This is a genomic window from Serratia sp. CY71090, from assembly GCF_052166845.1.
Classification (GTDB): Bacteria; Pseudomonadota; Gammaproteobacteria; order Enterobacterales; family Enterobacteriaceae; genus Serratia; species Serratia nematodiphila.
Window position 1 is genome coordinate 79,195 of sequence record NZ_JBJNOA010000003.1, and the last position, 20,131, is coordinate 99,325.

Below are 20,131 nucleotides of genomic sequence, written 5' to 3' on the forward strand. Positions count from 1 at the left end.
AACGAAATAACGTTTAATTGCGCGACAATTAACCCCCGGAAATAACGCGGTTATACGACCTTTCTTCCCTCTTTGTTTATTACTGCGACAGCAACCGGCCTATTTTTGCTTATATTCATTTTTTTTAGTTACAAAAGTAGTTTTTAACATTCTCGCAAACAATAATACCCCGCCAGTAACGTGAACCGATCAATTTGCATCCGGACGGCCTGCAATAGTTCACTTTTCGTTAAAAACCCTATTAACAAAAAGGCATTATTGCTGCCTATCGGCTCACGCCGGGCGGTCGGCTTCATTATTTCCAGGGTAACTCCCGCTAAATTCTTTCACCTGCAATGAGTAGAATTTACACACAAGAGATTTAATTCAATGAGAAAATTACTCGTCCTGATTTTCAGTCTCAGCCTGTTTGGCGTTACGCAACAGGCGGCGGCTGAAGAGAAGAATAAAACCGTCGACGTGGTGTTGATCGGCGGCGGCATCATGAGCGCCACCTTGGGTACCTATCTGCATGAGCTGGAGCCGACCTGGACCATCGACATGTACGAGCGCATGAACGGCGTGGCGGAAGAGAGCTCCAATGGCTGGAACAACGCCGGTACCGGCCACTCCGCCTTCAGCGAAATGAACTACACGCCGGAAAAAGCCGATGGCACCATCGACATCAGCAAGGCGGTGAAGGTCAACGAGTCTTTCGAAATCTCCCGTCAGTTCTGGTCTTATCAGGTGAAAAACAATGTCCTGAAAGATCCGAAATCCTTCATTAACAGCGTGCCGCACATGAGCTTCGTGTGGGGCGACGACAACGTCAACTTCCTGCGTAAACGCTACGCGGCGCTGCAGCACAGCACCCTGTTCCGCGGCATGGAATACTCCGAAGACCCTGCGCAAATCAAACAGTGGGCGCCACTGGTGATGAACGGCCGCGATCCGGCGCAGAAAATCGCCGCGACCCGCATGCCGTTGGGCACCGACGTTAACTTCGGCGTGATCACCCACCAGTTGGTTGACGCACTGAGCGCCAGCGACAAGTTCAAGCTGAACCTGAGCCACGAAGTGCGCGACATCAAGCGCAACGCCGACCAGACCTGGAGCGTAACCGTTGCCGATCTGAACCGCGACGGTAAAGAAACCACCGTTAACGCCAAGTTCGTGTTCATCGGTGCAGGCGGCGCGTCCCTGACCCTGCTGCAGAAATCCGGCATCCCTGAGGCCGACGGTTACGGCGGCTTCCCGGTCGGCGGCCAGTTCCTGGTCACCACCAACCCGGAGATCGCCAACCAGCACCTGGCCAAAGTGTATGGCCTGGCCAGCGTAGGTTCGCCGCCGATGTCCGTGCCGCACCTGGATACCCGCATGCTGGACGGCAAGCGCGTGCTGCTGTTCGGGCCGTTCGCCACCTTCTCCAGCAAGTTCCTGAAGAACGGTTCGCTGTTTGATCTGCTGCACTCGCTGAGCACCTCGAACCTGATGCCGATGACCCACGTCGGTCTGGATAACTTCGATCTGGTGAAATATCTGGTCGGCCAGCTGATGATGAACGACGACGATCGCTTCGCCGCATTGAAAGAGTACTTCCCGGACGCCAAGCAGGAAGACTGGAAGCTGTGGACCGCAGGCCAGCGCGTACAGATCATCAAGAAAGACGCGGATAAAGGCGGCGTGCTGCAGTTCGGCACCGAAGTCGTCAGCTCTGAAGACGGCAGCATCGCCGCTCTGCTGGGCGCTTCGCCGGGCGCTTCCACCGCTGCGCCAATCATGCTGCACCTGATGGAAACCGTGTTCAAAGACAAAGTGGCGACGCCGGAATGGCAGAGCAAGCTGAAAGAGATCATCCCGTCCTACGGCCACAAGCTGAACGGCGATATCGAGATGACCAACAAGATCCGCGGTTACACCAGCAGCGTGCTGGGTCTGAACTACATTGAAGTGAAACCGGAAACTAACTGATTTTCCGTCACTTCCTACTGAAAAGGCCGCTTTATGCGGCCTTTCTTTTATTCCCCTGCCGTTCAAAGAGCATTTTTGGCCACCTTTTTATCCCCGGCTTACCCTTGCGTAACGGCGTAGTCACGCCTATTATCAAAGCATATTCTTGGATAATTAAGCTAAGTCACTGTGACCTGAATGTCGTTTTTGCGGGAGAACTAAAACCATGGATCGCGTCAATATCATTCACGATTTACTAGACTGGATTGAAACTCATCTGGATCAGCCGCTGCTGCTGGATAACGTCGCCGCCAAGTCGGGCTACTCCAAATGGCACCTGCAGCGCATGTTCCGCAGCACCACCGGCCACGCGCTCGGCAGCTATATCCGCGAGCGGCGCCTGTCGCAGGCGGCGCAGGCGTTGCGCTCCACCCCACGCCCGATCCTGGATATCGCCCTGCAATACCATTTCGACTCTCAGCCTTCGTTCTCGCGCGCCTTCAAGAAACAGTTCGGCAAAACCCCGGCAGTGTATCGCCGCACCACCCGCTGGGACGTCGCAGAATGGCCGGCGCAGCCGATAGAAATGCAGGCCGAACCGCGCCATGATGCCCCCACGCTGCCCCGTTGGTACGCCGGCAAACCGCCGGAAGGCGTTTGCACCAGCTGGATGGGGCTGCGTTAATCAGCGCGGTATAAGGCACAAAAAAGGGTTCAGTTCGCGAGAACTGAACCCTTTCTTTTATTGACCAGGCACCGAATTATTTGAAGGTGACGTCAATATTCGCCGATGCGCTGAACGGCCCCACTTTCGGGTTGGTGCTCAACCATTTCAGGCTGGCCATAAAGTTCTTTTCAACGATGGTGCCGTTGACCAGGCCCAGATCGACCGGGCTGTTCATCATGATCGGCGTATTTGGCGTCGCCGCCTGCGAGATCAAAATACCGAAGCCGCTGTCGCTGGTCGGCAGGATCACGCTGTTATCCTGCAGCGGATAAGTACTGCTGAAGCTGGCCTGCAGCGTCTCCCCCTGGCAGTCCTGTCCGGTCGTCGGATCGGACATATTGGCGGCAACCGAGAATGGCACCTGTTTCTCGATTTTGCCCACCACCGCATTCTGACGCGGGATAGTGCCGAAATTCACCGTCGAGCCGTTGTTGGCCACCACGGTGATTTTCGGGTTGCAGGAAATAAACTGAATATTGCCCAGCCCGGAAATGTAGGCGTTAAAGTTGCTGTTCGGCGTGCCGTTCAAGCCGCCGACGCCATCAACCTGAAATACCGAGTACGAGTTGTTGTCGTTGATCTTGCCGCCGGCCGGCGGCGCCTTGCCGGTTGCTTTAATATAGATGGCGTAAGACACGGTTACCGTCAGCGATCTGGCCGGAGACAAACAGCGGTTGCCCGAACGACGGCATTCCGTGCCGGGACCGACGTCCTGACGTGCGCCTTTAGTCGGCTTGACATCGATCCCCTGATAAGTGACACCCACTTCGATCGAATTATGGATCTGACTCATCCGGGACTGCGGATCCCAGTACAGGTAGGCATTTTCCCCTTTCGGGTTGTTCCAGTCATCCGTACATTGGAAGGTCGAGGTAAAGGTCTGCGAACGCCACAGCAACGCGCCCGGCGCGGTATTGGCGGTCGACACCTTGATGGCTTTATCCAGCACGATATCCTGGCGAATGCTGCCGTTCTGCTTACACGACAGCGCATAGCTGCTCTGCGAAAACGCGCCCAGCGTGACCAGCAGCCCAGCCGCCAACCCGAGATTCTTATGCTTTAACAAAGAAGACATATCCTTTCCTTTTACGGTTTTCCGCAGGTCAGCGAAAGTTCCTGATAACCCATCAACTGTTCGGTCGCCGCTTTCAATTCCGGCACCACCAGTGAGCAGCTTTCGCCCGCGTCGTTGCCCCATTTCACCAGCAGACGATCCCCTGCGGAGGCACCTGAGATATAAATATCGCCGTTGGTACCGACAGTACCGTTGTTCTTGCCGTCCGCACTGAAGACGTTGGCGCCAATCGGCGGTACGCTGCCGTCGGCCATCTTGCTGTGTACCAACAGGCTTTGGCCCGTGTGCGTTTCAAACTTCACGCGGGTGATTGCGCCGTAAGTCGGCACCACGTCTCTTGCCGCCATCGGGATATCCAGGCCGTTGCCGATATCTTCGGTGCGCAACGCCACGCGGTTATGGCGGTATGGCGACGCAGAGGTCATCACCGCGTAACCGAAGCGGTCGATGGCGACGCCGGGTTGGTTTTCGATACGAACGCCCTTGGCGTCTTTGGCTTCCACCAGCACAAACGTATTCTGCAGCGGCTGGGTCAACGTCACGCCGCCGGAGTGTGCGACGATACCGCCCGCCACGCCCAACGAAGACTGCTGATAATCTTTGCTGTAGCTATAACCGGCATTGATGGTCCCCATGCTGCCCTGATAACCGACGTTGGCCGAGCTGGTTTGGCCCGAATAACGATCATGGCCGCTTTGCACCGCATAGTTCAAGCGGTTGTCATCCAGCGCGGTGCCGCTCAGGCCGGCGCTGTAGGTGTTGCCGCTCTGCTTGCTGTGGCCGGCGTTGAAGCTGGCGGTCATGTCCGACGAATCCTTGCTGAAGAAGCTGAACGGAATCGATACGGTCAGGTTGACGCTGCGGTCTTTATAGCCGTAGTTGCTGCGGCTGTCCTGATAAAAGACGCCATAGCTGATATTTTTATAGCTGCTGTTAAAACCGGTTTGTACGGTGCGGTCTTCGCCGGATCCGCCCCAGTAAGACTGGTTGCTGAGGTTGGCGTACAGCGTCGAATTACCGGCGATGCGCTGGTTGACAGACAGCTCAACGCGCTGGCGTTTGTTGTTGAAACGGCTGGTGTAATAGCTGCGGCGGCGAGATTCCGCCCAGTCCGGCACGCCCAGGTTGCGATCGTTTTGATCGTAGTAATCGTTACGGTAATAACCGTTCTCATAGCGTTCGCGCTCGGCAACCGCATCGGAGAAATCATAATAACCGGAGGTCGAGTAACGGTAACCGGCAATGCGGAATTCCGTCCCCCAATCGTTGAGCGACTTGGAATACAGGAAACGGAAACTCTCCCCCTGCTTGTCATCGCCGTTCACCAGGTTGGTGTCGGAATAGGACATATCAAAAGAGACAGCCCCCCAGTTCCCCAGGTTTTTACCGAGGCCCACGACCGCTGAACGGTAGTTTTCCGCCACCAGCACGCCACCGTAAGGCGTGATGTCATACGCCATACCATGCGACAAGGTGCCTTGGACAAACTTGGGCTGATAGCGGCTGGTGCCGTCGTGGTATTTACCGGCGGTCAGCTGATAGTTCCAAATCCCTTCGCGCAGCATGTTCGGCACCGAGGAGAACGGCACGACGAAAGAGGTTCTCGAACCGTTGGCTTCGATAACCGTCACGTCCAGGTTACCGCTCAGGGTGCTTGGGAAAATGTCCGTCAGTGCAAACGGCCCTGGCGGCACGTTGGTGCTGTAAATGGTATAGCCGTTCTGACGCACTTCAACGCGCGCGTTGGTCGTCGCCACACCGCGCACCACCGGCGCATAGCCGCGCTGGCTTTCCGGCAGCATGTCGTCGGCGCTGGACATCTGCACACCGCGGAACTGAATGCTGTCGAACACATTGTTATTGGTGTTGGTCTGGCCGATCACCAGACGGCTGCGCAGAGAAACGATGTCCGTTTCCGCCCAGCTGGAAATGTTCTTCCAATGCGTACCGGCGCCCGACTGTTGGTTCAACGTCGAGTTGTTGCGCAGGCGCCAATCGCCAATATTGAGGCCATTGTTAAGGCTCAGGAAGTAATAGTCGGAAGTCTTGTCGTTCTGGTTGTTGCCGTAGCGGTTATGAGTGCCGCTAAAGTTATAGTTAACAAAGCCGGCATTGATGCCGCGATCGTAAACTTTCGGCGAAATGGCACCTTGCGGGCGCGGGATCAGAAACACCTGCGGCACTTCCAGATCCATACGCTGTACGGCGGCGTCATAGCTCAGCTTGGCGCCGGAGATCTGTTGTGGCAATGCGTAGCATTGCGCGGCACCGGCGGTGGTCAGATCGCCGGGCAGCTTTACGCCATAATCCTGATAGTCCGCGGCCGTCAGGCACGGCGCTACCGGAGAGTCTTTGGATTCTTTCTTGAATTCGATTTCGCGGTGATCGATACGCTGCCCGTTGAGATAGATATCAAACGGATATTTACCCGGCAGAATGTCATCCCCGCTGGCCAACGACGCCACCTGGGCGATATTGTCATCGCCATGGATGAAGGAGGTGTTGAACTGCTCCTCCGCCATGGCCATATGTGAGAATGAAAAAGGCACAGCAGAAAAATAAATTACACCATTAATCAGCTTCACCAAACGTTTTGGCGCGAGGGTTGTTATTCTTTTGTGTGCCATTTCTTTCATTCCTTGAAGTGCTTCAAATCAATTCAGTGCGACGTTTTTAATCTCGGTGTGACCGCCATAGTCGTTGATATAGGTAAACGACATATTGTTGGCTGATTGCGCCCCCTGAGGCAGGGAAATACGCAGGCTGTCGTGTGGCTTGACCATGTCGGCGTTCACTTTCCAGCTCTTGCCGCCGCTCTTCAGGTTCAAGACGCCCAGCGTGACGAACAGCGGGCCATCGTTAGTCACGACTAAATTGCCGCCCTGGCGCTTCCACTTCAGCGCTTCCGCCTGCTGTTGCAGGTTGGTTTTCAACGAATCCGGGCGATAGAACAGTTTGATACGAGTACGGATCGCCACCTGCAGCACGTTATCTTGCTTAGGCGTTGGCGGAATTTCCTGTACGTTGACCCAGAGCAGAGATTCTCTGTCCTGCGGCAAACCGCTGCCGGAATAGATAAAACGCAAAATGGCGTCTTTCTTGGCAGCCAGCTTCAAAATGGGTGGCGTCACCACGATCGGCAAATTCTTAGGCATCTGGCTTGCATCGCCAGTATCCAGCCAGGTTTGCACCATGTAGGTATCGTCGCTGTCATTGCTGATTGAGAGCGATGCGGATTTACTTGCACTGTTATAGATGACACGCGTCGCATCAACCTGAATGCCGGCAAAGGCATTAACAGAGAATGCGAATAAAATACCAGTCAGAATTTTTTTCATCGGAATGTCTCAACTCTCAAAATTTAGCCATCCTTGGCCAATAACTCTATCTATCCTGCCAGCGAATTATTTGTATTCGATGGTGAAGGTAGCGTTAGAGTTTGCCTGACCGGCAGTTACCAGATCCTGGAAGGATTTGTAACGAGCGCGCAGGTTGAAAGTCGCAGCGCCTGGGTTATCGCCATCAGCAGCAACAGTTACGGTAGCTGGGGTAGCCACTTCCTGAGAGATTGGCAGAGTAGAACCGTTGTTATCCAGAATTTCAACGCCAACGCCAGTCGCGCCGCCAGTTACAGCCAACAGCTCTGGGTGGCCGGCTGGGGTGTTACCGTCGAAACGCAGGGTGTAGTTACCCGCTTCACATTTCTCCAGGCTGATATCGAAAGCTTTAGCACCGCTGGTAGAACCGGCAGTTGGGAAAGCGGTGGTAGGATATTTACCCAGGTAAACTTCTTTATTCTGGTCTTTATCAACAACTTTACAGGTGGACTGTACAATTTCACCGGTGAATTTAACGTTGCCGTTTGCTGCCATTGCGTTGGAAGCAGTTGCAGACAATACCAGGGCAGCCAAAGGCAATAATACTTTTTTCATTTCCAGCTCCATAGAACAATAAAATAATCGATTCAGTGGCGGGCTTATATATATATTGCCGCCACTGAGCATACACTCAGCGATAGCACTCCCTTGCTGAAAAGGAGCGTTGCCTCGATGAACTCATTGCCGGACGAAATATAGACTAAGCATATTCTTAATGTTAAATCGTTTAAAACATTCATAAGCCCCCTCTTGATAGGAATAAACTATCGGCGGATACCTATCGATCGATGTTGACGATTCATATGAATAGGAATAATCTGTGTTTGGGAAAGCTGCAGAGTTCAAGATTTTGCGTTAAGGCCTGAAAATCAGAATATTATCCCGAATATTTACATTTAGTAACAGATTGCGACGTTTGGACTTTGGCACGAATTACGCGTTTAATGGTCTGTCGACACGTTTCGGCCATCCTGACGCTTTAAATAAGAAATTTACCAATAAACCTGGAGTAACTTTCTTTTTAATCATTTAAAATCAACAAGTTAAATATCAATCCAAGGATTGGGAAATGAGCGGTTCTTTCAGAGAGAAAAATAACGGCATTAATTATGTTTTTCAGCCAATGTTCGCGAAATCGGGACAATTGCTGGCCGTTGAATGTCTGTCTCGCTTTACGTTTAATAGCGAATATGCCCATTTTTCTCCTGAACAGTTCTTTCGTCACGCCGACAGCGCCACCCGGATTGAGATTTTGATGGATCAGATCAATCTGATCGATAAATACAAACACTGGTTTCATGAAAACCAAGTGATAGCCACTTTGAATGTTGACGATTATTCCCTGCAATCGCTGGCGAATAGTCACTTTGCCGAAAGAATTAATGCCCTGCGCTGTATTCATTTTGAGATCAGCGAGAATTCAACCCGGCTGGTGAAAGATCGCGTGCACGGCGATCCGTCATTGAATAGTTATTCATTTTGGCTCGATGATTTTGGTTCTGGCTATGCGGGTTTTTCCGCGTTGTACAACAGCCAGTTCCGCTTCGTTAAGCTCGATCGTTTTCTGCTCTGGGACTTTATGAAAAAGTCCGGCGGCGAGGGCTTGATGCGCGCGTTACTGCGCTTCTTTTACCTTAATCATTACAAGGTAATTATCGAAGGAGTTGAAACTCCCGAACACAAGAAATGGCTGGATGAAATGCCATATTACGCACTGCAGGGAAAGCTGTGGAAGGAATCCAGCATCAAGGATTTGAACTCGCTTCTTACAGCTGAATACTTTTAACTCGGTATTGGTGTTTGCCCTATGTCTAAAAACAACGTTCTTGTGATTAGTGAGTGTAAGTACAGCTATGTTGGCCTGTCGGTGCTGCTGAAGAAACATTACGGCGCCTACGATATCCGCCTGTTTTCTGATTTCATGCACGGCGGCGCTAAAGCAGAGAAGATCACCAAGCACGATATCGCGCTGATTTTCACCTCGCAAAACCTGGAACAGAGCGTCAACGTGATCGAAAGCCTGGTGTCCCTGCACCAGCAATACAACAGCAAGACGCGCCTGCTGGTGTTCTATGACGACGAGCGCGTCGTGAAACTGCTGTCGATCCTGGGGATTTCCGTTGAATTGGTCTCTACCCGCATTCCGCTTTATTCGCTGCAGGAAAAAATCCAGCGGCTGCTGGAAAGCAAAGAACCGGGCGGCATCAGAGTGCAGAAAACCCGCGAGCTTAGCCCGGCGGAAAGCGACGTGATCTTCAATCTGCTGCGCGGCGACAGCCTGCTGCACATTGCGGAAAAGCGCGGCACGCACCCGAAAACCATCTTCTCGCAAAAATACAGCGCGATGAAAAAGCTGCGGCTGCGCAGCATGAGCACCATCTTCGTCGCCGGCAAATAAACATCTTGGCTTGTTGCGCGGTACGCCGCGCGGCAACCCCTCCCTTCCGCCAGGTTAAATTAATGTAACAACCGGCGACAAAGCAGCAACAGACACACAACATCCTCTCCTGTTGGTTACGATTTGCACACGGATTATCCGTGAGTCATGTCGTGTGGATTAAAATAAACATCAGGAGATGTTATGAAGTCGTCCTTATTCAGCCGCTATACCTGCTTTGTGCTGAGCATCTTGCTCACCCTGGTTTTCTTGATCATGATGCACAACCATCCCTGGTTCTGGCTGCCGGCCCTGGCCTGCGGTTGCCTGATGGTACTGGGTATCTACGATCTCACGCAGCAGCGCCACGCCATCTGCCGCAACTACCCGATCATCGGCCGCCTGCGCTTCTTCTTCGAGTTCATCCGTCCGGAACTGCGCCAGTATTTCCTCGAGCAGGATAATGAAGAGATCCCGTTTTCGCGCACCCAGCGCACGCTGGTGTATCGCCGGGCGAAAAACGAGATGGGTGACAAACCGTTCGGCACCCTGCTGGACGTCTACCAAACCGGCTATGAGTGCATCGGCCACTCCATGCGGCCGGTGGAAGCCGCCGACCCAACCAGTTTCCGTATCACCATCGGCGGCGCCGACTGCCGCCAGCCCTACTCCGCGTCGATCTTCAACATTTCGGCCATGAGCTTCGGCGCACTCTCCGCCAACGCCATCCGCGCGCTCAACCTCGGCGCGGCCAAGGGTAACTTCTACCACGACACCGGTGAGGGCAGCATCAGCCGCTATCACCGCGAAAACAACGGCGATCTGGTGTGGGAGCTGGGCAGCGGCTATTTCGGCTGCCGCACCGCCGACGGCCATTTCGATCCGCGCCGCTTTGCCGAACAGGCGCAAAGCCCGCAGGTGAAAATGATTGAAATCAAGCTCAGCCAGGGCGCTAAACCCGGCCACGGCGGCATTCTGCCGGCGAAGAAGGTAGATGCGGAAATCGCCGCCACCCGCGGCGTGCCGGAAGGCGTGGATTGCATCTCGCCGGCCTCGCACAGCGCCTTCACCACCCCGCTGGAAATGATGCAATTTATCCAACAGCTGCGCGAGCTGTCAGGCGGCAAACCGGTCGGTTTCAAGCTGTGCATCGGCCACCCGTGGGAGTTCGTCGCCATCGTCAAGGCGATGCTGCACACCCGCATCCTGCCGGATTTCATCGTGGTGGACGGCAAGGAGGGCGGCACTGGCGCCGCGCCGCTCGAACTCTCCAACTATATGGGCATGCCGCTGCGCGAAGGGCTGCTGTTCGTGCATAACACGCTGGTGGGCTGCGGCCTGCGCGACCAAATCAAGATTGGCGCCAGCGGCAAGATCATCAGCGCCTTTGACATCGCCAGCGTGCTGGTGCTCGGCGCCGACTGGGTGAATTCGGCGCGCGGCTTTATGTTCGCCGTAGGCTGCATCCAGTCGCAAAGCTGCCACACCAACCACTGCCCGACCGGCGTAGCGACGCAAGATCCGCTGCGGCAAAAGGCGCTGGTGGTGCCGAACAAGGCGGAACGCGTCTACCACTTCCATCAGAATACGGTGAAAGCGCTGGCGGACATGCTGGCGGCGGCCGGCGTCAGCCGCCCGGAGCAGCTGACCTCGCACCATATGCTGCGCCGCATCACGCCGACCGAGATCAAGGTATACGCCGATATCTATTATTACCTGGAGCCGGGCGCGCTGCTGCAGCCGGAGATCAAAAGCGAGTTCTACGCTCGCATGTGGCGCATGGCGACGCCCACCAGTTTCGATCAGGCGATCTCGCTGCCGGCGGCATGATGGGATAAGGGATAAAAGAGAGTTGCCCCCTCGCCTTGGGGAAGAGCATATGGAGAGGGGTTGCTTGCTACGGCGGCCCTCCCCCTCAACGGCGAGAGGGCGTGTCGGTTACTGCTTGCGCACCGGCGCATCGCCGGCGACGTAGTAGTCGGCAGTGCTGCGCGGCAGCGGCGCGCGCTGGCGAATGCGGTCGGCTAACTTCTCGGCGATCATGATGGTGGTGGCGTTCAGGTTACCGGTGATGATCAGCGGCATGATTGACGCATCCACCACCCGCAATCCTTCCATGCCGTGCACCCGGCCCTGGCCGTCGACCACCGCCATCTCGTCTTCGCCCATCTTGCACGAGCAGGACGGGTGGAAGGCGGTTTCGGCGTGCTCACGCACGAAGGCGTCCAGCTGCTCGTCGGTCTGCACCTCCGGCCCTGGGCTGATCTCGCGGCCGCGGTATTCGTCCAGGGCCGGCTGCGCCATGATTTCGCGCGTGATGCGGATAGCGTCGCGGAACTCCTGCCAATCCTGTTCGGTCGACATGTAGTTGAACAGAATGCTCGGGTGCTGGCGCGGATCCTTCGACTTCACCTGCACCCGGCCGCGGCTCGGCGAACGCATCGAGCCGACGTGGGCCTGGAAGCCGTGCTCTTTCACCGCGTTGCTGCCGTTATAGTTAATCGCCACCGGCAGGAAGTGATACTGAATGTTCGGCCAGGCAAACTCTGCGCGGCTGCGGATGAAACCACCGGCCTCGAACTGGTTGCTGGCGCCGACGCCGGTGCCGTTGAACAGCCATTCCGCGCCGATCTTCGGCTGATTGAACCATTGCAACGCCGGGTACAGCGACACCGGTTTCTTGCAGGCGTACTGCAGGTACATCTCCAGGTGGTCCTGCAGGTTTTCCCCTACCCCCGGCAGATCGTGCACCACGTTGATGTCCAGACTTTTCAGCAGCGCCGCCGGGCCGACGCCCGAACGCTGCAGAATTTGCGGCGAGGCGATGGCGCCGGCGCACAGCAGCACTTCGCGGCGCGCTTTGGCATGGGTCAGCTGATTGCTGTCGCCCTGCAGATAGTTGACGCCCACTGCGCGCTTGCCGTCGAACACGATATGGTCGGTCAGCGCATGGGTGACGATCTTCAGGTTCGGCCGGGAACGCGCCTGATCCAGATAACCGCGGGCGGTGCTGGCGCGGCGCCCCTTCGGCGTCACGGTGCGATCCATCGGGCCGAAGCCTTCCTGCTGGTAACCGTTCAGATCGTCGGTGCGCGGATAGCCCGCCTGCACGCCGGCTTCCACCATGGCGTGGAACAGTTCGTTGTTACCGGCCTTCGGCGTGGTGACGCTCACCGGGCCATCACCGCCGTGGTAATCGTTCGGGCCGATATCGCGCGTTTCCGCCTTGCGGAAATACGGCAGACAGTCCAGATAGGTCCAGTCTTCCAGACCCGGCGCCTTGGCCCAGTTGTCGAAATCCATCGCGTTGCCGCGAATGTAACACATGCCGTTGATCAGGGACGAACCGCCCAGACCTTTGCCGCGGCCGCATTCCATCCGGCGGTTGTTCATGTGCGGCTCAGGATCGGTTTCATACGCCCAGTTATAGCGGCGGCCCTGCAGCGGAAACGCCAGCGCGGCCGGCATCTGGGTACGGAAATCCATCCGGTAATCCGGGCCGCCGGCTTCCAGCAGCAGGACGCTGACGTCGGCGTCTTCAGTCAATCGGGTGGCTAACACGTTGCCGGCGGAACCGGCACCGATAATGATGTAGTCAAATTCCATTCATTATCTCCTTACTTTATTGGCCTGCATGAGACGAAAACGCGAAACGCGGATCCGCAACAGGCGGTGTATTTGGCTCTCGGGGAGTGTCGGCCGCAGCCAACCCGGCTGCGGCTCGAAAGACGACGGGGATAGTTAAAATACCGAGGCGTATTCGCCCAGCTCAACCTGCACCGATTTGATCTGGGTGTAGTGCTCCAGCGTGGTCAGGCCGTTTTCGCGGCCGACGCCGGACTGCTTGTAACCGCCGACCGGCATTTCCGCCGCCGACTCGCCCCAGGTGTTGATCCAGCAAATGCCGGCTTCCAGCTGGTGGATCACGCGGTGCGCGCGGGCCAGATCGTGGGTCACCACGCCCGCGGCCAGGCCGAAGGTGGTGTCGTTGGCACGGCGCACCACTTCCTCTTCGCTCTGGTAGCTGAGAATGCTCATCACCGGCCCGAAGATCTCTTCGCGCACGATTTCCATGTCGTCGCGGCAGTCGCTGAATACCGTCGGCGCCACGTAAGCGCCCTTGCCGAATTCGCCGTGGGTGACGCGTTCGCCGCCGCACAGCAGGCGCGCGCCGCTGTTTTTGCCGCTCTCGATAAAGCGCAGCACCGATTCCATGTGCGCAAAGCTGACCAGCGGCCCGAAGTTGGTTTGCGGATCGGTCGGATCGCCGAGGCGAATGCGCTTCACGCGCTCGAGAATTTTCGCCTCAAACTGCGCCTGCAGCGCCGCCGGCACAAAGACGCGGGTGCCGTTGGTGCACACCTGGCCGGAACTGTAGAAGTTGGCCATCATGGCGATATCGGCGGCGCGATCCAGATCGGCGTCGTCGAAGATAATCAGCGGCGACTTGCCGCCCAGCTCCATGGTGACTTCCTTCAGCGTCGAACCCGACGCGTTGGCCATCACCTTCTTGCCGGTTTTCACCCCGCCGGTGAAAGAGACTTTGGCAATGCCCGGATGGTCGGTCAGATATTGCCCCACTTCCGCCCCGCTGCCGGTCACCACGTTGAACACGCCGTCCGGCAGGCCGGCTTCGGTGTAGATTTCCGCCAGCTTCAGCGCCGTCAGCGACGTGACTTCACTCGGTTTGAAAATCATCGCATTGCCCGCCGCCAGCGCCGGCGCGGACTTCCACAGCGCAATCTGAATCGGGTAGTTCCAGGCGCCGATGCCGGCCACCACGCCCAGCGGTTCGCGGCGGGTGTAGACGAACGAGGTATCGCGCAGCGGGATCTGCTCGCCTTCAATGGCCGGGATCAGGCCGGCGTAGTACTCCAGCACGTCGGCGCCGGTGACGATGTCCACCGCGGTGGTTTCCGACATCGCTTTACCGGTATCCAGCGTTTCCAGCGCCGCCAGCTCATCGTTGCGCTCGCGCAGAATATCCACCGCGCGACGCAGGATGCGCGAACGCGCCATCGCCGTCATCGCCGCCCACACCTTCTGCCCGCTGGCCGCGCTGGCCACCGCACGATCGACGTCTTCAGCGCCGGCGGACTGGACTTCAGCCAGAACTTCGCCGTTCGCCGGATTAATGGCGTTGAAGGTTTTTCCAGCGGTGCTGTCTACATAGGCGCCATGAATATAGAGCTTCTGCAAGCCAAAACGGGACATAGGATCTCCTTGAGTTATCCTCCGGGCGGCGTTTGCCCCCGGAGTTGGAACGTGATGTATTCGGTCGTGAGCGCCAGCGCCTGCGCCTGATTGAACGCGGAGCCGCGCAGCGCGCTGCGCAGCCACAGCCCATCGATCAGCGCCGCCAGCCCCTTGGCCGCCAACCGCGCCTGCGGCTGCGGCATGACGCGGCGAAACTCGGCGCACAGGTTGGAATAAAGCCGGCGGCCGTTCACCTGTTGCAGTCGGTTGAGCTGCGGCTGGTGCAGGCTGCTGGCCCAAAAGGCCAGCCAGGTCTTCATCGCCGCGCTGTTGATCTGGCTGTCGTCGAAGTTGCCGGCGACGATCGCCTGCAGCCGCGCCGCCGGGCTGTTATCGGTCAGCGCCTGCAACCGCAGCTTCACCGCCTCGCCCAGGTGGCTGATCAGATAGCGCATCGTGGCTTCCAGCAGGCCGTTCTTGTCCTTGAAATAATGGCTGATGATGCCGTTGGAAACGCCAGCCCGCCGCGCGATCTGCGCGATGGTGGCGTCATGCATTCCCACTTCGTTTACCGCGGCGAGCGTGGCATCAATCAACTGCTGCCTTCTGATTGGCTGCATTCCTACCTTTGGCATATTTCGACTCTCACAAAACCGACTTCGGCCTTATCTCAGCGGGCAAATTTCACTGCCGTTTCGCCCGTGATTCAGGTCATCATGCGGACTATTAAACTTTTTTTTGATTGAACGTTCAATAAAAATTGCATATATTTTATTGCCGCCTGGTTAAAAATTTGTACTATCTGGTTGTGGAACTGGCTGATTTTTGTGAGGTAATTAACGAATCTGACCAAAATCAGTGGCTGTAAGCGGTTCCCGCCGCGAAGCGCTCCGGTGCTTTGGCAACAGGCGAAAGCGGCGTTACTCAGGCCATTCCGGTGGGGATGGTCGCCGCCTTCATTCGCCCGTTTTCCGGCGGCGCCAACGCGCCCCGAAATGCGGAGCGGCACGATTTTACTCAGTTCAGAGGATGACGATGACAACACGCGAAACCTCCTCCAAACCGCAGCAGGACCGCCTCAATCCTGTGGTTTTCTTCACCTCGGCGGGGCTGATCCTGGCCTTCTCGCTGATGACCATCTTTTTCACCGACTTCTCCGGGCAGTGGATCACCCGCACGCTGAATTGGGTGTCGACCACCTTCGGTTGGTACTACCTGCTGGCGGCGACGCTGTACATCGTGTTCGTGGTGTTTATCGCCGCCTCGCGCTTCGGTTCCATCAAGCTCGGGCCGGAGCAGTCCAAGCCGGAGTTCAGCCTGATGAGCTGGGCGGCGATGCTGTTCGCCGCCGGCATCGGCATCGACCTGATGTTCTTTTCGGTCGCCGAGCCGGTGACCCAGTACATGATGCCGCCGGAAGGCGACGCGCAAACGCTGGAGGCCGCGCGCCAGGCCATGGTCTGGACGCTGTTCCACTACGGCCTGACCGGCTGGTCGATGTATGCGCTGATGGGCATCGCCCTCGGCTACTTCAGCTATCGCTACAATCTGCCGCTGACCATCCGCTCGGCGCTGTACCCGATCTTCGGTAAGCGCATCAACGGCCCGATCGGCCACAGCGTGGACATCGCCGCGGTGCTAGGCACCATCTTCGGCATCGCCACCACGCTGGGCATCGGCGTGGTGCAGCTCAACTACGGCCTCAAGGTGTTGTTCGAGATCCCGGAAAACCTGACGGTGCAGGGCTCGCTGATCCTGCTGTCGGTGATCATGGCCACCATCTCTGTGACTTCGGGCGTCAACAAGGGCATCCGCATCCTGTCCGAGCTGAACGTGCTGCTGGCGCTGGGCCTGATCCTGTTCGTGCTGTTCTTCGGCGACACCGAGTTCCTGCTCAACGCGCTGGTGCTCAACGTCGGCGATTACGTCAATCGCTTTATGGGCATGACGCTCAACAGCTTCGCCTTCGATCGGCCGGTGGAGTGGATGAACAATTGGACGCTGTTCTTCTGGGCCTGGTGGGTGGCGTGGTCGCCGTTCGTCGGCCTGTTCCTGGCGCGCATCTCGCGCGGGCGCACCATTCGCCAGTTCGTGGTCGGCACGCTGATCATACCGTTCGTGTTCACCCTGCTGTGGCTGTCTATCTTCGGCAACAGCGCGCTGTACCAGATCATCCACGGCAACGCCGAGTTTGCTCAGGAAGTGATGCAGTTCCCGGAGCGCGGCTTCTACAGCCTGCTGGCGCAATACCCCGGCTTCACCTTCAGCGCCTCGGTCGCCACCATCACCGGCCTGCTGTTCTACGTCACCTCGGCGGACTCCGGCTCGCTGGTGCTGGGTAACTTCACCTCGCGCCTGGCCGACATCAATAATGATGCGCCGAACTGGCTGCGGATTTTCTGGTCGGTGGCCATCGGCCTGCTGACCATCGGCATGCTGATGACCGACGGTGTGCCGGCGCTGCAGAAAACCACGGTGATCATGGGTCTGCCGTTCAGCTTCGTGATCTTCTTCGTGATGGCCGGGCTGTACAAATCGCTGCGGGTGGAGGACTACCGCAAGGCCAGCGCGCTCAGCACCCTGGCGCCGGTGCCGGTCTCCAGCCACGACGTGCTCAACTGGAAACAGCGCCTGTCGCGGGTGATGAACTACCCGGGCACGCAGTACACGCAGAAAATGCTGGATAAGGTTTGCCGCCCGGCGATGCAGGACGTGGCGCGCGAGCTGGAGTTGCGCGGCGCGAAAGTGGAGTTCAGCGAAGTGCCGCCGACCGAAGACGAACGCCTGAACCACCTGGAGCTGCTGGTGCACCTGGGCGAGGAACAGAACTTCATCTATCAGATCTGGCCGATGCGCTACTCGGTGCCGGGCTTCACCTACCGCGCCCGCTCCGGCAAGTCGCACTACTACCGGCTGGAAACCTTCCTGATGGAAGGCACCCAGGGCAATGACCTGATGGACTACAGCAAGGAACAGGTGATTGGCGATATCCTCGACCAGTACGAGAAGCACCTGAACTTCCTGCACATTCATCGCGAAGCGCCGGGGGGCACCCTGACCTTCCCGGATATGTGACGGTCAATCAATAACCAGAGGGCGTAGCCAGGCTACGCCCTTTTTTATGCCTGCTCGGCCGGCAAGTCGGCTTTCAGCAGCACCAGGGAGCCGGCCAACAACACCAGATCCTTGATTAAAAAGCTGGTGGCGCCGGCCATGGCGGGAAAACCGCCGGCGGAGGGCTCCCAGGCGCCCGGCGTGGAAAAGATCAGCGTCAGCGTGGTCAGGTAGGTCACCGTCGATCCGATCGCCCCCAGCAACCCCAACCGCCGCGACCAGAATCCCGCCAGCAGCAGCAAACCGAAGCTCCACTCGGCGACGCCCAGCGCATAACTGGCGCCGCTAATGCCGAACGCCTGGTGCATCCAGCTCAGCAGCGGGCTGTTGCCAATCAGTGGCACCAGCCCCTGCGCCTCGTAATCAAACCACTTGGCGTAACCGAAGGCGGCGAAAATCACCACCAACGCCGCGCGCATAAAGATAACGTCCCCGTTCGAGCGCTGAAAGCGCCGTAACCAACTCGCCAGTATCATCCTCTCTCCTTATGTTGCCCGCAGCCGCAGCGGATCTGCCGCTTGCGGCCACGGGGTGCGGCGGCTTAGTGCCCCATCGCATCCTTCTTCATCTCATCTTTCTTCATGCCGTCTTTGGCCATACCGTCTTTCGCCATGCCATCCTTTTTCATGGCGTCTTGGCCCATCTTGTCTTTCTTCATGCAGTCCTTGCCCATGCACTCTTTCTTCATGCCGTCTTTCGCCATGCCGTCGTGCGACATCTGGCTCATGCCGTCCTTTTTCATCGCGTCTTTGCTCATGCCATCGGCGGCGTTGGCGCCGGCCACACCCAGCATCAGCGCGCTGCACATCATCATTGCGAATAACTTTTTCATGGTATTTCCTTCCGTCATGTCAAAGGCACCGGAGTGCCGGAGAATGGCCGGCGGCCGCCTCAGCTGCCGCCAAACCAGTTGTAGCCCTGGTCTTCCCAGTAACCGCCCGGGAAGCGGTTGGTGACCTCGATCACCTGAATGTGCTTCGGATTCTTGTAGCCCAGCTTGGTTGGCATGCGCAGCTTCATCGGGTAGCCGTACTTGCGCGGCAAGATCTGGCCGTCGTAGGTCAGCGCGATAATCGTCTGCGGATGCAGCGCGGTGGCCATATCGATGCTGGTGTAGTAGTCGTCGGCGCATTTGAAGCTGACGTAGCGGGCGCTCAGATCCGCGCCGATTACCTTAAGAAAGGTGGCGAACGGCACGCCGCCCCACTTGCCGATGGCGCTCCAACCCTCGACGCAAATATGACGCGTCACCTGGCTGACCTGCGCCATTTGGTGCAGCTGCGGCAGGCTCCAGGCGCGCTTGTCCTGCACCAGCCCCGCCACCTCCAGCCGATAGTCGTCGCCGTTGATGTCGGGCGCGTCCTCCTCGGCGTAAAAGGCGTTGAACGGGAATGGCCGGGTGATCATCGATTCCGGGTAGACCGGTGCCAGGCGATCGCCGTTGAACAGCCAGCCCTGCACCCGATCGTTGAGACGCGAGATGCGGCTCAGCGCCTGTTCAACGTTGGCGTTGCCGCTGAGATCGCAGCCGGTGAGCATGGCAATGCCGCCCAGCGTCAGACCGTTGCGCAGAAAGCGGCGGCGGGACGACGCGGTCAACAAGCGCTGCGCTTCTTTGACGATCGCCTGCCCTTCAACGATCGTCATGATCTGTTTATCCTTTTTCATCGTGAACTCCTTAACGTCCGCGCAGCATGGCCAGCAGCGTGCGAGGCACCAGCGCCACCATCACCAGATGGATCGCGACGAAGGTCACCAGCGCCGACATGGCGAAAAAGTGGATATAGCGCGCCGCTTCATAGCCGCCGAGCAGCGTGCGCAGCAGCGGAAACTGCACCGATTTCCACAACACCAATCCGGACAACGCGCTCAGCACGCCAAGGAGCATCACCGACAGATAGGCCACGCGCTGCACCATGTTGTAATGGCGCAAATCGGCGTGCTGCAGCCGGCCGCGCAGCGCCGCGCCGACATCGGCGAGAAACTGCCTCGGGCTGAGCGGCCAATATTTGCGTTTGAAACGCCCGCTGGCGAGGTTAAGCAGCAGGTAGCACAGCCCGTTGACGCCAAACAGCCACATGCCGGCGAAGTGCCACTGCAGCGCGCCGCCCAGCCAGCCGCCAAGCGTCAGCTCGTTGAGAAAACTGAAGTTGAACAGCGGCGAGGCGTTATAGATGCGCCAGCCGCTGGCGACCATAATCAGCATCGCCAGCGCATTCAGCCAATGCGTCAACCGCAGCCAGAGAGGATGTACCGTCTGTCGTTGTTCCGGGGTGAGGGTGAAGCTCATAGCGATTCCTGCCAGCTAACGATGCGATGAGCCCAGTATTCCCCGG

At 57.5% G+C, this 20,131-nt stretch carries 18 protein-coding genes; 6 read left to right on the forward strand and 12 right to left on the reverse strand.

The window, feature by feature from the left end:
* Positions 1–369 precede the first annotated feature (369 nt).
* Positions 370–1,950, forward strand: coding sequence for a malate:quinone oxidoreductase (locus ACJ8OK_RS06680; protein WP_015377186.1), 1,581 nt, complete (start codon positions 370–372; stop codon positions 1,948–1,950).
* Positions 1,951–2,155: 205 nt separating this feature from the next.
* Positions 2,156–2,614 (forward strand): helix-turn-helix domain-containing protein, encoded by a 459-nt coding sequence (locus ACJ8OK_RS06685; protein ID WP_004939075.1) that lies wholly within the window; start codon positions 2,156–2,158, stop codon positions 2,612–2,614.
* Positions 2,615–2,690: 76 nt separating this feature from the next.
* Here ACJ8OK_RS06685 and ACJ8OK_RS06690 read toward each other — a convergent pair whose 3' ends face one another.
* The 4 genes from ACJ8OK_RS06690 to ACJ8OK_RS06705 all read right to left on the reverse strand — a co-directional run bounded on the left by ACJ8OK_RS06690 (position 2,691) and on the right by ACJ8OK_RS06705 (position 7,663).
* Positions 2,691–3,731, reverse strand: a complete 1,041-nt coding sequence (locus ACJ8OK_RS06690; protein WP_033633735.1) for a fimbrial protein — start codon at positions 3,729–3,731, stop codon at positions 2,691–2,693.
* Positions 3,732–3,742: 11 nt separating this feature from the next.
* Entirely contained in the window at positions 3,743–6,358 is a 2,616-nt protein-coding gene (locus ACJ8OK_RS06695; RefSeq protein WP_033633736.1) for a fimbria/pilus outer membrane usher protein, read from the reverse strand.
* A gap of 27 nt (positions 6,359–6,385) precedes the next feature.
* A complete protein-coding gene (locus tag ACJ8OK_RS06700; RefSeq protein WP_004939085.1) occupies positions 6,386–7,069 on the reverse strand; it encodes a fimbrial biogenesis chaperone in 684 nt (227 codons plus the stop codon).
* Between the two features lie 66 nt (positions 7,070–7,135).
* A complete protein-coding gene (locus tag ACJ8OK_RS06705) occupies positions 7,136–7,663 on the reverse strand; it encodes a fimbrial protein (protein WP_004939088.1) in 528 nt (175 codons plus the stop codon).
* A 514-nt stretch (positions 7,664–8,177) separates the two neighbouring features.
* Here ACJ8OK_RS06705 and ACJ8OK_RS06710 point away from each other — a divergent pair.
* The 3 genes from ACJ8OK_RS06710 to ACJ8OK_RS06720 all read left to right on the forward strand — a co-directional run bounded on the left by ACJ8OK_RS06710 (position 8,178) and on the right by ACJ8OK_RS06720 (position 11,315).
* Entirely contained in the window at positions 8,178–8,894 is a 717-nt protein-coding gene (locus tag ACJ8OK_RS06710) for an EAL domain-containing protein (RefSeq protein WP_004939091.1), read from the forward strand.
* Positions 8,895–8,915: 21 nt separating this feature from the next.
* Complete coding sequence (locus ACJ8OK_RS06715; protein ID WP_004939094.1) at positions 8,916–9,506, forward strand: LuxR family transcriptional regulator; 591 nt, start codon at positions 8,916–8,918, stop codon at positions 9,504–9,506.
* A 183-nt stretch (positions 9,507–9,689) separates the two neighbouring features.
* The gene (locus tag ACJ8OK_RS06720; protein WP_015377182.1) at positions 9,690–11,315 is read left to right on the forward strand and encodes an FMN-binding glutamate synthase family protein; all 1,626 of its coding nucleotides are present in this window, start codon (positions 9,690–9,692) and stop codon (positions 11,313–11,315) included.
* Between the two features lie 108 nt (positions 11,316–11,423).
* Here the strand turns inward: ACJ8OK_RS06720 and betA are convergent, their stop codons facing one another.
* The 4 genes from betA to ACJ8OK_RS06740 all read right to left on the reverse strand — a co-directional run bounded on the left by betA (position 11,424) and on the right by ACJ8OK_RS06740 (position 15,726).
* Entirely contained in the window at positions 11,424–13,091 is a 1,668-nt protein-coding gene (gene betA, locus ACJ8OK_RS06725) for a choline dehydrogenase (protein ID WP_033633737.1), read from the reverse strand.
* 135 nt (positions 13,092–13,226) lie between these two features.
* Positions 13,227–14,699: a betaine-aldehyde dehydrogenase gene (gene betB / locus ACJ8OK_RS06730; protein WP_016928486.1), complete on the reverse strand. Its 1,473-nt coding sequence runs from the start codon at positions 14,697–14,699 to the stop codon at positions 13,227–13,229.
* A gap of 14 nt (positions 14,700–14,713) precedes the next feature.
* Positions 14,714–15,316, reverse strand: a complete 603-nt coding sequence (gene betI / locus ACJ8OK_RS06735) for a transcriptional regulator BetI (RefSeq protein WP_004939107.1) — start codon at positions 15,314–15,316, stop codon at positions 14,714–14,716.
* A gap of 71 nt (positions 15,317–15,387) precedes the next feature.
* Positions 15,388–15,726: a hypothetical protein gene (locus ACJ8OK_RS06740; protein WP_139792491.1), complete on the reverse strand. Its 339-nt coding sequence runs from the start codon at positions 15,724–15,726 to the stop codon at positions 15,388–15,390.
* On the opposite strand from ACJ8OK_RS06740, the gene ACJ8OK_RS06745 reads away from it, so the two are divergent.
* Complete coding sequence (locus ACJ8OK_RS06745; RefSeq protein ID WP_004939112.1) at positions 15,717–17,756, forward strand: choline transporter; 2,040 nt, start codon at positions 15,717–15,719, stop codon at positions 17,754–17,756. The two genes, ACJ8OK_RS06740 and ACJ8OK_RS06745, sit on opposite strands and share 10 nt — an antisense overlap.
* Positions 17,757–17,800: 44 nt before the next feature.
* Here ACJ8OK_RS06745 and ACJ8OK_RS06750 read toward each other — a convergent pair whose 3' ends face one another.
* The 4 genes from ACJ8OK_RS06750 to ACJ8OK_RS06765 all read right to left on the reverse strand — a co-directional run bounded on the left by ACJ8OK_RS06750 (position 17,801) and on the right by ACJ8OK_RS06765 (position 20,085).
* The gene (locus ACJ8OK_RS06750) at positions 17,801–18,271 is read right to left on the reverse strand and encodes a YkgB family protein (protein WP_060559009.1); all 471 of its coding nucleotides are present in this window, start codon (positions 18,269–18,271) and stop codon (positions 17,801–17,803) included.
* A 65-nt stretch (positions 18,272–18,336) separates the two neighbouring features.
* Positions 18,337–18,627 (reverse strand): pentapeptide MXKDX repeat protein, encoded by a 291-nt coding sequence (locus ACJ8OK_RS06755; RefSeq protein ID WP_060559007.1) that lies wholly within the window; start codon positions 18,625–18,627, stop codon positions 18,337–18,339.
* A gap of 59 nt (positions 18,628–18,686) precedes the next feature.
* Positions 18,687–19,463, reverse strand: coding sequence for a molybdopterin-dependent oxidoreductase (locus tag ACJ8OK_RS06760; protein WP_103686858.1), 777 nt, complete (start codon positions 19,461–19,463; stop codon positions 18,687–18,689).
* A gap of 10 nt (positions 19,464–19,473) precedes the next feature.
* Positions 19,474–20,085, reverse strand: a complete 612-nt coding sequence (locus ACJ8OK_RS06765; RefSeq protein WP_048322568.1) for a cytochrome b/b6 domain-containing protein — start codon at positions 20,083–20,085, stop codon at positions 19,474–19,476.
* Positions 20,086–20,131: the final 46 nt, after the last annotated feature.